The organism is Paenibacillus profundus (genome assembly GCF_021369635.1).
Taxonomy (GTDB): Bacteria; Bacillota; Bacilli; order Paenibacillales; family Paenibacillaceae; genus Paenibacillus_B; species Paenibacillus_B profundus.
Map to the genome: position 1 here is coordinate 36693 of NZ_JAJNBZ010000040.1, position 13124 is coordinate 49816.

Sequence of the window (13124 nt, forward strand, 5' to 3'; positions counted from 1 at the left end):
TCATGCTGAATAACAATTCGTCCGTCAAAAACATGGAATCGTTACCACAATGATGTGTCGGAAACCTTGCGGGATATTTTATTGGCAACAATGACAAGGATAAGGCCAATCATCCCTTGAATCATACCGACTACGGTCGCATAGCCGAACTGGCCGTTTTGCAAACCGACACGAATAATGTACGTATCCAATATTTCCGCCAGATGCATATTCCCAGGTGTCCTTAACAGATATATCTGATCAAATCCGGCAGATAATATGTTGCCAAGCGATAGAATGAATAAAATGACGATCGTTGGCAATATAGATGGAAGCGTAATGCTCCAAATTTCGTTCCATTTGTTCGTTCCGTCAATTTTACCGGCTTCATACAGCTCAGGATTGATGCCGGATATGGCTGCCAAATAAATAATCGATTCCCAGCCGATCCCTTTCCATATGTAGCTCCAGAACATTATAGAGTAAAAATAGTTGCCTTCCATAAGGTAAAAAGTTGAGCCGTCTCCGCCAAAAGCGCTGATTGCTTGATTGAGCAGTCCGGTATCCGGCGCCAATATTCTTTGCAGCATGCCGACTACGACCACCCAGGAAATAAAGTGAGGCAAATAAGAAATGCTTTGGGCAATCCCTTTAAATCGTTTATGTCTCACTTCGTTGAACATGAGAGCCAAAATAATCGGAAAAGGCAATCCAACAAACAGCTTCAGCGAGCTGATAATGAGCGTATTTTTGATCAACATCCAAAATTGATAATCATTGAAAAATGCCTTGAAATAGTCAAAGCCAATCCACGGACTTCCTAATATCCCCATATTAAACTTGTATTCTTTAAATGCTAGTACCAAGCCACCCATAGGAATATAGTTAAAAATAATAAAGTACACGATACATGGCAAAAGCATAAAGTACAAATATTTATGTAGTACAATCCTTTTCCATAGCTTCCGCCGTTTTCCCAACCGAATTCCGGCAGTTTGAATATTCGCGTGCATTCCATCAGTCCTTTCCCTAGAGTCTGTGAGGCTGTCGGATTGACTTTTTACTCACCTCCTTCTATAAGAAATCGTTACCATATTAGAATAAAAAAAAATATCAGATTAACAAAGTGAAGCAACAAATAAAATAAGTTTATAATACTGTCCTGCTATAGATTATCCTATATCCAAGGAAGTGAGCGATCAGATTGAATGTTTTTTAGCTGATGATTATAATACCGGGATAATTCCTTTTTCTTCTCATTTGAACAAAAAAACGTATGATAACGTTACCATAAAGAGCTAGAAAATACACTCAAGAATGAGAAAAATGCCTTCGGTCTAGGATAATTAACCCAAAATAGGCTCGGCTTCCATTTAATCATGAAATTGCAGCATCTCATACGAGTAAGCGCTTTCCTTTTAGCGTTATTCTATCTAAAAACCTTTCCAGAGTCAACAGAAATGTTGGCGCTCACATCGTCCTAATGGTTGGTTAAATATGGACAATCCGCCATATTTCTGAGAAAGAAGGAAATCGAGCTCGTCATTCTTCGGTAACTTGTAAACAAAGCATCTACACAGCCAATTAAAGTGGCCCGAAGCAAAAGTGCTCTTCTAATGGAGGCCGTCCAGTGCCAGGATACTCCCTCTCCTTTATACGATTGCGTCACAATAATTGCGAAGGATGCTTTTTTTCCAAGGGGTTTATCTTATAGATTATACTTCTCCACTTTACGTTCTGAAAATCGCATGCTCGAAAACATGTCATAAAAGTGCATCCCATTCAGCTTGAATACAAAGTATCATATGTATATATGAACCCTATGTATTCCTTATAAGTCATACAGAAATAGTCAGGAAAGGGGCTTTACAGTGACTGCAGACATGATTATCACTCTCGTGGTTTTAGCAGCAGCAGCTATTCTGTTCATGAGCGGCAAGGTCCGGTCCGATCTAGTAGCAATCTGCTCATTAGTCCTGCTTGTTTTGCTCGATATTTTAAGTCCGAATGAGGCGCTTTCTGGCTTCTCCAATTCCATCGTCATTATGATGATCGGCCTGTTCATCGTTGGGGGCGGCATTTTTCAGACGGGTCTTGCCAAGATGGCTAGCGGGAAAATGCTCAAGCTGGCGGGAGATAGCGAGTTCCGTTTATTAATAACCGTGATGCTGGCCACTTCCTTTATCGGCGCCTTCGTCAGCAACACGGGTACGGTAGCCGTCATGCTGCCCATTGTGGTCAGTCTGGCCACGAGTGCTAATATCAGTCCGGGGCGTTTGCTTATGCCGTTGGCTTTTGCCAGCAGCTTGGGCGGCACGCTTACCTTGATCGGTACTCCTCCCAATCTAGTCATCAGCGAAACGCTAAGCAAGGCGGGATTCGAGGAGCTATCCTTCTTCTCGTTCACCCCGATCGGATTGGTCTGCTTGGTTATCGGTACCGGCCTTATCCTGCTTCTCAGCAAGCTGCTGCCTAAAGAACATGGTGAGGGGAAAGGAAACAGACGCGGCCGCTCCTTGAACGAGCTTGCCCGTCAGTACCAGCTCTCGCAAAATCTATATCGCGTCCAAGTGAGTGACGACTCTCTCATCACAACAAAGACGCTGCTTGAACTGGATATACCAAATCAATATCAAGTACATATTATCGAAATTCGTCGTAAAACATCCCACAAGAACCCGTTTTTCAAAACGATTAATCAGGAAATTGCCGGACCTTTAACCGTCATTAACAAGCAGGATATCCTGTATGTATATGGAGTGTTCGAAGCTGTTCAAGCCTTCGCCGAGTTCTACCAATTAGCACTGCTTGATCACCAAGTCGTGGAGCAGTCGATTATTCAGAATACGGAACGATTCGCTTCCGATCAGATTGGAATTGCGGAAGTGCTGCTTCCTCCCAATTCAAGTCTCATTAATCAACAGGTCAAGCAGTCGGGATTCCGTGAGAAGTATAGCGTCAACATTTTAGGCATTCAGCGCAAGGGAGAGTATTTACTGCACCAGCTGAAAGATGAGAAAATCCGGTTCGGGGATGCGTTGCTTATTCAAGGAACATGGAAGAGCATCGCGCTGCTCTCCAAGGAAGAGTCAGATATCGTCGTGGTCGGTCAGCCACTGGAGACCGCGGCCGCCATCCCTTTGAACCATAAAGCGCCGATTGCCGCCGGGATAATGCTGTTCATGGTCGTGCTGATGATCCTGGAAGTATTCCCTGCTGTCATTTCTGTCATGATCGCGGCGATATTAATGGTGGCGACGGGTTGTCTTCGCGGTATGGAAGCTGCCTACAAGACCATCAATTGGGAGAGCATCGTCCTTATCGGCGGCATGATTCCGATGTCCATCGCCATCGAGAAGACGGGCGCGGCCGCACTCCTCTCAGAGAAGCTCGTCTCAAGTCTCGGCAATATAGGCCCGTTCGCCCTGCTCGCAGGTGTCTATTTCACGACTTCTATCCTGACGCTATTTATTAGCAATACCGCTTGTGCCGTGTTATTTGCGCCAATCGCGTTGACCGCAGCTGTACAGCTCGGTGTCAGTCCGGTTCCTTATTTATTTGCCGTAGCGATTGCAGCTGGAATGTGCTTTGCCGTGCCTTTTTCCACGCCGCCTAATGCGCTCGTCATGTCTGCTGGCAAATATACCTTCATGGACTATGTCAAAGTCGGACTGCCTTTGCAGCTGTTGCTGGGCGTTGCCATGGTTGCTTTGTTGCCGTTGTTCTTTCCTTTTTGAATGATCTATCTTCCCATGGAGCCGTTGCGACCACTTCCATTCTATCAAGTTTTCGACTTGGGCGACGGTTCCAACTGACAGGGTTCAACAGACAGCGTTCAACAGACAGCGTTCAACAGAAAATCTCCAAATTAGAAAATTATGTCTGTAGATAGTATTTACATTATCGACATCAAATGGTAATATAAAGGAAAAGAATACACTTTTAATAGTATCGGAAGGTGATGGTATGCAATCGAATCTGAATGTGCTGCTGCACACAACCATCGGCGACCTTATCCGACAGCATAGAGAAGAAGCGAATTTATCGCTGAGCCAATTGGCACATCAATCAGGAGTCGATAAGGCGGGGATATCCAGGATCGAACGTGGTGAAACCAAGCGTCCGGAATTGAGAACCGTTCAATTACTGGCTGACGTGCTTGGTATACCATACGAAGTATATGTGAGTCATTATATTGATGTGGAGCAACGTCCTGACGTATTGCATGATATGTTGATGGAAGCTATTCGATTAGCTCACGTACCGCTTATCTCAAAGGTTGTCCTGCGGTTCCTCGAATCTCCTCAGAAGGACAGCTATGACCTGATTGAGCAGTTGTTTCATACGACAATTAACATCACCAATCGTGAAATGAAGTTGGAGCTGCTTAAGCATATCATTGATTTCTCCCGAAATCACGGCATTCAAACGTATTTCTCCAAAGGAATTTTACATAAGTATTTAATCGAGCGCGATGACTTTAGCAAGCTCGATTCCACCTACCACGCGGGAAAAAACATCATTCAATACGAGAATTTCTTATCATACGAGGAAAAGATACTGCTGTACTATAAGCTTGGCGTACATGCCTATGTTTTAAGGCTGTATAAAGATTGCATTGAATTATGCGAACAAGTGATTCGTAATGATACAACAGACAGTTTCTTTAAAGCTGAAGCTTTTTTTGCCTTATGCAATTCACACTATTATTTATGTGACTATACACGTGCCAAACATTATTTGGAGGAATACAGTAAGTTCTCATTCCCCAATGTAGCCGAAAACGTCAGGTTCATGACGGGATCCATAAACGGTAAGATTGGAAATACGGAATTGGCAGTCACCCAGCTCGAAAGCTTTCTAGAGCGTTCTTCCGAATACAACTTTATGAATGTCGTAGTCGCCCTAATGGAATTATATTTGGAAAAGAAAGACCTTATTGCAATCGAAAAGCTTCTAAGCTACGAGATGAGGATTACGCAGACTGAGATTCGAACACCGTATAAAAGGTTTGCATTAGCATATTTTCACAGGTTAAAAGGAGATTATTTAATTTATTCTAAAGTAACAATTACTGCTTTTGAAAGTTACATTAAGAGTGCCTGCGAGTATATAAAAGTTAGTATGTATTCACAGGCATTTGAATGCTTGGGCTTCGTTACTAACAAAGCCATAGAGAATGGAAATATCGAATTATATAAAGATGTTCTCCAAAAAATGAACAGCATGTATTCTATGCTGAGCAAACCTAACTAGGAGGTAGATGGCATGAAAAAAATTCGTATTCGTGTATCCATTTTGGCCATTGCTGTATTGCTTTTTGTGGCTCCAGTCACCATTTCTGCAGAAGGTAACATTGGGAAGTTCTTCAATGCTTCATTTGGCGGAGAACCTTCGTGGCAAGTCCGTTAACGTGGACAAGTTATTTTCATCATCTTTCGATAATATTATATAAATTCCCATGGAACGCTACGAAAAATAGCGTTCTTTTTTTGTTAAATTTGTTGTTTTATTCCTTTTTCCACCAAAAGTCGTCAACATGATTTATATTAGATTTAGAGATGAGATAACCAATTTCATCCAACCCCATTTTGGGAGGTGATTGTTTTTATTTTACATAGGCATGACCCCAAAGAAGACAATCGGATACGACAAGAAGATGAATTGCTGCAAAAGATCGAGGACAAGCGCAATCAGCTATTGAGTGCAGCATTATATGAAAAGTGTCTTACCGATGATGATATCGTCCGGTTAAGTCAGGAATTGGACATTTACATTGTGAAGTTTCAAAAGCAATTGGATCTGCAAAGAAAAAAACGTTCACTCTCTTACAAAGGAGTCGCGCAAACCGAGCGAATGAGCCATGTATTGGCAGGAGTGAATATCTAAAATGAATATTTGTGTGATTATTTTACCTGACCCCGACCAACTGAATCATTTACAATCTTGCCAATATTGGTCGCAAGATAGGCATTTATGCTTGATATCATTTCTGCCAAGGAATCCGGCAAGCATTCCAGTCGCTCCAAACCGCGCGCCCCCTAACAAACCTCTGCGAATGCTACATCCTTTTTTCCGATTCAAGATTTGTCGAATCGCACTTTGGACAAAAGCGGCTCGTCGATTCATGGGATGCGCTCTTATTTCTACGGGTCAGCAGCGTCCTTGAGCAAATACCCGACCGCTCCCACACGAATGTCGTCATACACATACTCCTCGAGATCAAAGGTAGTCAGAATGACAATCTTGCAGTCCGGCAAGTCGCCAAAATTTCACGAGTTGCATCAATTCCGCTATATTCTGGCATTTGGACATCCATCAACAGAGCATGAGGACACGCCCGATCGGCCAAAAGAACGGCTTCTCGCCCATCGGAAGCCTCCCCCACCACTTCCATGTCCTCCTTGTCCGTTAATAATGTAATGAAACCATGCCTGACCAGCTGTTGATCATCAACAATGCCGACACGGATCGGCTTGCCCTCTCCCCTTACAGCATCCTACATTGGATTTTGTCCAATGTAACAGTAGTCGTACCTCCTATCGCGCAGGTTCCATTGGATTTTATGCAGTGCTTTGACGCTCATTTAGCAACGATCGCTCCTAAACAACCGAATCCACTGTACAAAATACAGTCCACATGTCGTTTGACCACCCGCTCCTCACATTTGACTGTACATTTTCCAATAGGACTTACTTTAAGAGCGACAAGTAAAGCACTTTAAAGGAAATAATGGGGCTTTTCGCGAAAGCATTAACGAATTGGTTTACAAATGGACGGTAACCGAGTGTGCTTTGACCTTTTCAGATTGCAAAAAGTGTCTACGGAACGCGGCACTTCTACAGTGTAGTTTCAATGGGATTGTAAAGTGGCAAATGAGGCATGTTGGAGCATGAGTAGAGATCGAAATCCTATTAATTTATTTAAGATTGCTAAAATTTTGTACACTTGCTATAATCAACTTAGAAAACACTACCTGCAACGCAAAAAACCTCTTTCTTATCAAAGAGGTTGATTTTCTTACTGTTGTTTAAGATCCACCTTAAACAACTAGGATCATCTTTGTGTTGCCACAAAAAAAGGAGATGTTCTATATTATGGCCAAAGATGTACTGTGTGAAGTCAATTCTTGTCGTTTCTGGGCTGACCAGAACAAATGCACAGCAGCTTCGATTCTCATTTCTATCAATGAGAACAAGAACAAAGCAACTAACTCTGTTGAAACTGACTGCCAAACGTTTGAAGTGAAATAAGTTTTTTTTCAAAAGGAACTCTAGCCGGTTCCTTCTTTTTTTACATTATAGCAGTAATGATTATTATTATCAAGCCATTCATTGATTTTAGTTGCTCAATGAGCTGTTCAACTATTTTTCCACCCCGACAGCTTTGCTAGTGCTTCAATGAAAAAATAACTCCATAGATAAGCGAGACACTCACGTTCTCATTTCCGGGCTTGTTTCCGGTTCCCTCGTGTAAAATCCCTTGATATTCCGTTATGGAAACGATTATGTCCCCCAAATGAAAATCCCAGCATCTTGGATGAGAAGCTGGGATTGCTGGAATGTGTGCATGAGTGGCAAGTTAATTGGCATTATTCTACAACCAATTCAATCGATTTAAAAACTGCTTCGTCCGCTCCTGCTCCGGGTGATCGAATATTTGCTCCGGCTTGCCTTCTTCGACCACGACGCCTTGATCCATGAAGACAACCCGGTCGGAGATGCTGCGCGCAAACTGCATTTCGTGCGTGACGACGACCATCGTCATCCCTTCTTGTTTCAACTCCGCCATAACTTTGAGCACTTCGCCAACGATTTCCGGATCGAGCGCGGAGGTCGGCTCATCGAACAACAGCACGTCCGGTCCCATCGCCAGCGCCCGTGCGATGCCGACGCGCTGCTGTTGACCGCCGGACAGCTGGTACGGATACGAATCCGCCTTATCGGATAAACCGACCTTGTGCAATAACTTGAGCGCTGTCGTACGCGCTTCCGCTTTCGTTCGCCGTTGTACCGTCACGAGTCCTTCCATAACGTTCTGCTGCGCGGTCATATGCGGGAACAAATGATGCGATTGAAACACCATCCCTGTATGCAAGCGCAACTCCATCAAGAATTGTCGTTTTATCGATTGTCCCTCATGGAAATGAAGCTTGGCATCACCAATGCGAATCGAGCCGTTTGTCGGCTGTTCAAGCAGGTTCAAGCAGCGAAGAAGCGTTGTTTTCCCTGAGCCCGAAGGACCGATAATGACAACCGCCTCACCTTTTTTTACTTGCAGGCTAATATCTTTCAGGACCGATAAGCTTCCGAAACTTTTCTGCACATTTCTGATTTCGATCATTCGGCTTCTCCTATCGAACAACGTAACGTTCAAAATATTTTTCTACGCGAACTTGCGCCGCCGACAAAATCGTACTAAAAAACAAATATACTAGCGCTACTTCGCAATAGATGAGCATATGCTCGTACGTGGACGCCGCAATCTGCTGCGCGCGTTGAAACATTTCAGTCACCGTAATCGTCGCGGCAAGCGATGTATCCTTCACCAAGCTGATGAACGAATTCGACAACGGCGGTACGGACACTCTTGCCGCTTGCGGCAGGATGATACGGCGCAGAATCTGGGCGCGCGTCATGCCAAGCGAGTCAGCAGCTTCCCACTGCCCCTGCGGTATCGATTGAATGGCGGCACGGATAACTTCCGAATTGTATGCCCCGACACTCAACGAAAACCCGATAATTGCAGCCGGGAACGCTCCAATCGTAATGCCAAGACTCGGCAAGCCATAGAAAATAATAAACAACTGTACGAGCAGCGGCGTTCCCCGAATAACCCACACATAAAATCTAGCCATCCAAACAAGCGGCTTAATATTCGACAGCCGGACTAAGGCCGTCAACAAGGCAAGCGCAAGACCAAGCGCGAATGAAATGAGCGTAAGCGGGACCGCGAACAACAGCCCGGCTTTAAATAGCGGCCATAGCGAGTCTATAAATAGATTTATATATTTATCCACGAGTCATCACCCGCTTATTTCGAAATATCGGCATTAAAATATTTTTGCGATATTATCAAGTATGTGCCATCGGCCTGCAAATCTGCCAACGCCTTATTGATCGCATCGACAAATTCTTGATTGCCTTTACGAATCAAAATACCGCTTTTGGAAGCGTCCGGATGCTCATCGACTACTTTCACCTTCGCCTCTGGGCGGTGCTTTTTGAAGTCCAGGTACGATAGGCCGTCGTTAACCGTCACATCGATGCGCTTCGATACAAGCAATTCAATCGCTTGGTTAAAGCCATCCGTCTGCACGATTTCCGCGCCGTTCTCTTTTGCCAGTTCGGTCAAGTTGGATGTCAACGATTGTCCGGCTTTTTTCCCTTTCATGTCGGCAAATTTCTTCACATCATGATTGTCTTCATGAACCATCAATACCGCTTTAGACACGCTGTATGGATCAGAGAAAGCGTATTTCTCTTTGCGATCGTCACGAATCGCCACTTGATTCACAACGATATCGAAGCGCTTCGCGTCCAGACCCGCAAACATGCCGTCCCACTTCGCTTCTTCAAACTCTGGTGTCACGCCTAACCGCTTCGCGATCTCTGCGGCAATTTCAACATCGAAGCCCGTCAGCTTGCCGCTTTCGTCATGATAAGTAAACGGAGGGTAGGTGCCTTCTGTACCGATTCGGATTATGCCGTTCGCTTTAATTTCTTCTAATACATTTTTAGCTTCTGCCGGATCAGAGCCCGAATTTACTGTCTTCTCGTTCCCGGTCTTGTCACCACAGGCCGCTAATGCAAATACAAGCGTTACTAACAGTAAGGTTAAAGTTGTCTTTTTCATACGATACATCCCCCTAGAAGCTTGTTATATAACTGCCTTCAATCCGTTGTTCGAGTGGCTTACGGCCGGTGTGAGCGATTATTGTTTCAGATGATATCACGGTTTCCAGCACTATACAATACTTTTTTTTAATTATTCCGATATGATAACTCGTCTTTATATAACAAAAAAAAGACAAATATCCTGAGTGAGGACTTGTCTTTAAGATCGTCATCTTCCGATATTTATCCGTTACTACGAAAAAGCAGCTAAAGGTCCTTGTTTTGCAACATTTCTTCGAACTCTGTCTCAGACAACACCGTAAAGCCATGCCTGCGCAGCAACGCAGCCGTAACGCCTTCACCAGGGATACGCTGATTAGAGAAGCTCCCGTCATGTACCATGCGGCTGCCACAAGAAGGGCTATATTCCTTTAGCACAATCATGTCGGCCTTCAAATCGGTTGCCATCTCAAGCGTCTTATAGGCGCCCTTCAAGTATAATTCCGTTACATCGCTGCCCGATCGCTCGATAATTTTGCTCTTTCCGTTGAGAACATCTTCTCCCGTGTCGCCGACGATTTCGGCAGGCTCACGTGGTGTCGCGAATCCCCCAAGCAGCTCTGGGCACACGATGACGGCTTTGTTCCGCTCGACCAGCTGTTGTATTTCCTTGCGCAAGCTGTGCGTGCCGTTGTACCGGCATTCGATCCCAGCCAAGCATGAACTGACGATAATCATAAATAGTTACTCCCCTAACTTCTGCAAAAAATCTAATTCCATTATACATGAAATTGGAAGCTATATAAGTTGAGCTATAGAAAGACCACAGTTTCAGCCAATAACGATACACTGCCAAGTACCTCTCCCCATTCTCCCTCTCGTTCAGAAGAGGCATCCCTCCGAAAGGCGAGGTTAACTTTGGTGTACATGTCTCTAGTAACCTTGCTTCTCAGATGACGCAGCTGCATCATCGTTAGATCACACCGCCTAGCGCTTGAGACATGCGGGAATCGTTGTACTGATCGAAGGGGAGAGTGATCGGAAGCGCCGAATGGATGGATAAGGAGGTATTGTATCCATTTCCATGTTGAACTCGTTTTCCAGTAGAGATCGCCGCCTGATATAAAAAGGATTGATTTTACATTTGCAACGTGATACTACTCGATTAAACAACGTTTTAATCATTGTTTAAAACATTGTTTAAATCAACAGTGTCAGAAGGAGCCAACATGCTATCTAACGCAATAATCGCCCAGTCTGATCTGTATTTCATCCAGCCCCCAAGCTCGCGCCAACACAGCTTTTCGTACCGGCAATGATAGCGCTGAGCGTGCGGCGAGTCGCGCGTGGCGCATCGTCGACGTCAGCGATTTTTTGTGATACTCGAATCTATGAAACTATGGATCTTCGTTTGATTTTCAGATTTTCATGCACCAAAGGGACAAGTCCGAAATATAGTAATCTCAGAAAGACAAAGGGAGGTGAAATCATGGTAGTATTTAAAATCGCTTCTGTTTTGGGAATCAACCTCGCAGAGGCTCAGGTGGTTCTGGAAGGTATCCTTAACGGCGTCGTACCTCCAGCCCTTGAACCTTTCAAAGATTTGATTCTGTCCCTTGTCAACGCTGGCTTGAACAACCTTGCCGTTCTGCTGTAACGCTGAAATTGTACGAGCACGAGGTGCATCCGTTATCGGGTGTGCCTCTCCCTGCTGCATCGGTTCACGCCAGTTCGGACAGACTTCTCTGTGTCCGAATCTAGCACGCAGGCACGCTTTCCTTCATATGATGTACTAGATTCGAACTGGACATCGGAGGGAGGGATTGATTTGCTGACATTCTGGAAAGCGATCTGGAAAGAAGAGAAGAAGCTCTTCTTGGCAGCCGCCATGTGGTTATTCGGAGGCATTGCGCTCAGTCTTCTGATTGGGAACCAGATACATTTAGACAATGCGATTCACGTAACCGGGTTCGATTATGAATGGTACCAGATTGCGTTGAACAATATCGGAGCAGGGCTTCTCATCGCAGGAAGCGGGATACTATTGTCCGTTCCGGCCATGCTGTTAACGCTGTTCAACGGCTTCATGCTGGGCTACCTCGTCATGTTGTCCGCCTCTCATTATTCTATGGCGGAGATTATCGCGGCGTTGGCACCCCACGGCATCTTCGAGCTTCCGGCCATCATGCTGGCCTGTTCCGTCGGCTTGAAGCCTATTAGCTGGCTCATTCGTTACGTGCGCACGAAGCAGTCTGTTTCATGGAAAAAGGAAGTACGCAGCATTGCAGCGCTTCTTGGCTTGATGGTCGCATTGTTCACCGTTGCGAGCTTGATAGAGACGTACGTATCGCCTATCACCATGAGCTGGTTCAAATAGAACCAGGCTCTGTCACCGTTGGTTGAACGGTGGACCGCAGACTGGCGCAGATGAAGAGCCGTATGGATCAAGCATCCCCCGGCTCTTAGATTGTTCACATTACCTACATACAGTATGGCAAATCGTTCAGCAAGAGCAATTCTGGCATATACGATTTCCCCATAAAAATTTCGCTGATGAGGTGAGAATAATGAACATGTTAAGAAAGTATTGGATGGATTTGGGTGTTATTGTAGCTGTGGCCGTATGCATTCATCTAGTTATGAACTGGAGCTTTATTCCGGACATCCAGGGGATATTGTGGCTCAGTTTTATAGCCATTCTATTTCATCAATTTGAGGAGTATCGCTGGCCGGGATACTTTGGAGGTCTGTTCAATGTGGTGATATTCAAAAGTGAGCATCCAGAAAGATACCCTTTAAATACGCAATCCGCCATGGTCATCAACCTAATCATCGCTTACCTGTTTTATCTGCTGCCCGTTCTGTTTCCACATGTGATCTGGCTGGGTCTCGCCCCGATTCTAATGGGCTTCTTCCAGTTCATCTGGCATGGGGTATTCGCCAATATAAAGGCAAAAACCATTTATAATCCCGGATTATTTGCGGTTCTTTTTCTCCATATTCCTATCGGAGCCTGGTACATCTATCATATTGGTGCGCAAGATATCGCAACCGCCACCGACTGGACTCTCGGAACGATCTATTTTGCCGTCGCTGTCTATATCCTGATCATTAAAGGCAACATGTGGATGAAGAACAAAGAGTCACAGCACTGCTTTTCCAAAAAACATTTAGGGCCATATGCTCCATAAAGGCTGTCGTTCGTGAGTAACCATTATTCATAAACAAGGGACTGCCCATCAGATCATCCTGACCTTTGATATGCTCCCCTTACGGTAGACAGGTGAAATAATAAAACCTGTGTATGGG

15 protein-coding genes are annotated in these 13124 nt (G+C 44.7%); 8 read left to right on the forward strand and 7 right to left on the reverse strand.

The window, feature by feature from the left end; all coding sequences use genetic code 11:
* Window positions 1–41: 41 nt before the first annotated feature.
* Window positions 42–992 (reverse strand): ABC transporter permease, encoded by a 951-nt coding sequence (locus LQV63_RS27525; RefSeq protein ID WP_233699097.1) that lies wholly within the window; start codon window positions 990–992, stop codon window positions 42–44.
* A gap of 858 nt (window positions 993–1850) precedes the next feature.
* Between LQV63_RS27525 and LQV63_RS27530 the strand changes: the two genes are divergently transcribed.
* The 4 genes from LQV63_RS27530 (at window position 1851) to LQV63_RS27545 (ending at window position 5868) form a co-directional block, all read left to right on the forward strand.
* The gene (locus LQV63_RS27530) at window positions 1851–3716 is read left to right on the forward strand and encodes an SLC13 family permease (protein WP_233699098.1); all 1866 of its coding nucleotides are present in this window, start codon (window positions 1851–1853) and stop codon (window positions 3714–3716) included.
* 229 nt (window positions 3717–3945) lie between these two features.
* A complete protein-coding gene (locus LQV63_RS27535) occupies window positions 3946–5235 on the forward strand; it encodes a helix-turn-helix domain-containing protein (RefSeq protein WP_019424451.1) in 1290 nt (429 codons plus the stop codon).
* 12 nt (window positions 5236–5247) lie between these two features.
* Window positions 5248–5391, forward strand: a complete 144-nt coding sequence (locus LQV63_RS27540; RefSeq protein ID WP_019424450.1) for a hypothetical protein — start codon at window positions 5248–5250, stop codon at window positions 5389–5391.
* A 252-nt stretch (window positions 5392–5643) separates the two neighbouring features.
* On the forward strand, window positions 5644–5868 hold the full coding sequence (locus tag LQV63_RS27545) for an aspartyl-phosphate phosphatase Spo0E family protein (protein ID WP_019424449.1): 225 nt from the start codon (window positions 5644–5646) through the stop codon (window positions 5866–5868).
* A 17-nt stretch (window positions 5869–5885) separates the two neighbouring features.
* Here the strand turns inward: LQV63_RS27545 and LQV63_RS31590 are convergent, their stop codons facing one another.
* Both LQV63_RS31590 and LQV63_RS27550 read right to left on the reverse strand, forming a co-directional pair.
* The gene (locus LQV63_RS31590; RefSeq protein WP_019424448.1) at window positions 5886–6008 is read right to left on the reverse strand and encodes a hypothetical protein; all 123 of its coding nucleotides are present in this window, start codon (window positions 6006–6008) and stop codon (window positions 5886–5888) included.
* Between the two features lie 203 nt (window positions 6009–6211).
* Complete coding sequence (locus LQV63_RS27550) at window positions 6212–6451, reverse strand: response regulator transcription factor (RefSeq protein ID WP_325175927.1); 240 nt, start codon at window positions 6449–6451, stop codon at window positions 6212–6214.
* 625 nt (window positions 6452–7076) lie between these two features.
* Here LQV63_RS27550 and LQV63_RS27555 point away from each other — a divergent pair.
* Window positions 7077–7232, forward strand: a complete 156-nt coding sequence (locus tag LQV63_RS27555) for a DUF1540 domain-containing protein (RefSeq protein ID WP_019424446.1) — start codon at window positions 7077–7079, stop codon at window positions 7230–7232.
* Window positions 7233–7575: 343 nt separating this feature from the next.
* Here the strand turns inward: LQV63_RS27555 and LQV63_RS27560 are convergent, their stop codons facing one another.
* From LQV63_RS27560 to LQV63_RS27575, 4 genes are all read right to left on the reverse strand, one after another.
* A complete protein-coding gene (locus tag LQV63_RS27560) occupies window positions 7576–8322 on the reverse strand; it encodes an amino acid ABC transporter ATP-binding protein (protein ID WP_019424445.1) in 747 nt (248 codons plus the stop codon).
* 10 nt (window positions 8323–8332) lie between these two features.
* A complete protein-coding gene (locus LQV63_RS27565) occupies window positions 8333–8998 on the reverse strand; it encodes an amino acid ABC transporter permease (protein WP_233699099.1) in 666 nt (221 codons plus the stop codon).
* A 14-nt stretch (window positions 8999–9012) separates the two neighbouring features.
* On the reverse strand, window positions 9013–9834 hold the full coding sequence (locus tag LQV63_RS27570) for an amino acid ABC transporter substrate-binding protein (RefSeq protein WP_233699100.1): 822 nt from the start codon (window positions 9832–9834) through the stop codon (window positions 9013–9015).
* Between the two features lie 248 nt (window positions 9835–10082).
* Window positions 10083–10553 (reverse strand): DUF523 domain-containing protein, encoded by a 471-nt coding sequence (locus tag LQV63_RS27575; RefSeq protein ID WP_233699101.1) that lies wholly within the window; start codon window positions 10551–10553, stop codon window positions 10083–10085.
* A 751-nt stretch (window positions 10554–11304) separates the two neighbouring features.
* On the opposite strand from LQV63_RS27575, the gene LQV63_RS27580 reads away from it, so the two are divergent.
* The 3 genes from LQV63_RS27580 to LQV63_RS27590 all read left to right on the forward strand — a co-directional run bounded on the left by LQV63_RS27580 (window position 11305) and on the right by LQV63_RS27590 (window position 13006).
* Window positions 11305–11472: a hypothetical protein gene (locus LQV63_RS27580; protein WP_233699102.1), complete on the forward strand. Its 168-nt coding sequence runs from the start codon at window positions 11305–11307 to the stop codon at window positions 11470–11472.
* Between the two features lie 171 nt (window positions 11473–11643).
* Window positions 11644–12192 carry a stage II sporulation protein M gene (locus LQV63_RS27585; RefSeq protein WP_233699103.1) on the forward strand — a complete coding sequence of 183 codons (549 nt, stop codon included), beginning with the start codon at window positions 11644–11646 and terminating at the stop codon, window positions 12190–12192.
* 190 nt (window positions 12193–12382) lie between these two features.
* Window positions 12383–13006, forward strand: coding sequence for an HXXEE domain-containing protein (locus tag LQV63_RS27590; RefSeq protein ID WP_233699104.1), 624 nt, complete (start codon window positions 12383–12385; stop codon window positions 13004–13006).
* The last annotated feature ends 118 nt before the right edge of the window (window positions 13007–13124 follow it).

Excerpts from the sequence above, each read along its gene's own strand:
- LQV63_RS27525 (WP_233699097.1), bottom strand. The coding sequence starts at position 992 with ATGCACGCGAATATTCAAACTGCCGGAATTCGGTTGGGAAAACGGCGG.
- LQV63_RS27535 (WP_019424451.1), top strand. The coding sequence starts at position 3,946 with ATGCAATCGAATCTGAATGTGCTGCTGCACACAACCATCGGCGACCTT.
- LQV63_RS27540 (WP_019424450.1), top strand. The coding sequence starts at position 5,248 with ATGAAAAAAATTCGTATTCGTGTATCCATTTTGGCCATTGCTGTATTG.
- LQV63_RS27555 (WP_019424446.1), top strand. The coding sequence starts at position 7,077 with ATGGCCAAAGATGTACTGTGTGAAGTCAATTCTTGTCGTTTCTGGGCT.
- LQV63_RS27560 (WP_019424445.1), bottom strand. The coding sequence starts at position 8,322 with ATGATCGAAATCAGAAATGTGCAGAAAAGTTTCGGAAGCTTATCGGTC.
- LQV63_RS27570 (WP_233699100.1), bottom strand. The coding sequence starts at position 9,834 with ATGAAAAAGACAACTTTAACCTTACTGTTAGTAACGCTTGTATTTGCA.
- LQV63_RS27575 (WP_233699101.1), bottom strand. The coding sequence starts at position 10,553 with ATGATTATCGTCAGTTCATGCTTGGCTGGGATCGAATGCCGGTACAAC.
- LQV63_RS27580 (WP_233699102.1), top strand. The coding sequence starts at position 11,305 with ATGGTAGTATTTAAAATCGCTTCTGTTTTGGGAATCAACCTCGCAGAG.
- LQV63_RS27590 (WP_233699104.1), top strand. The coding sequence starts at position 12,383 with ATGAACATGTTAAGAAAGTATTGGATGGATTTGGGTGTTATTGTAGCT.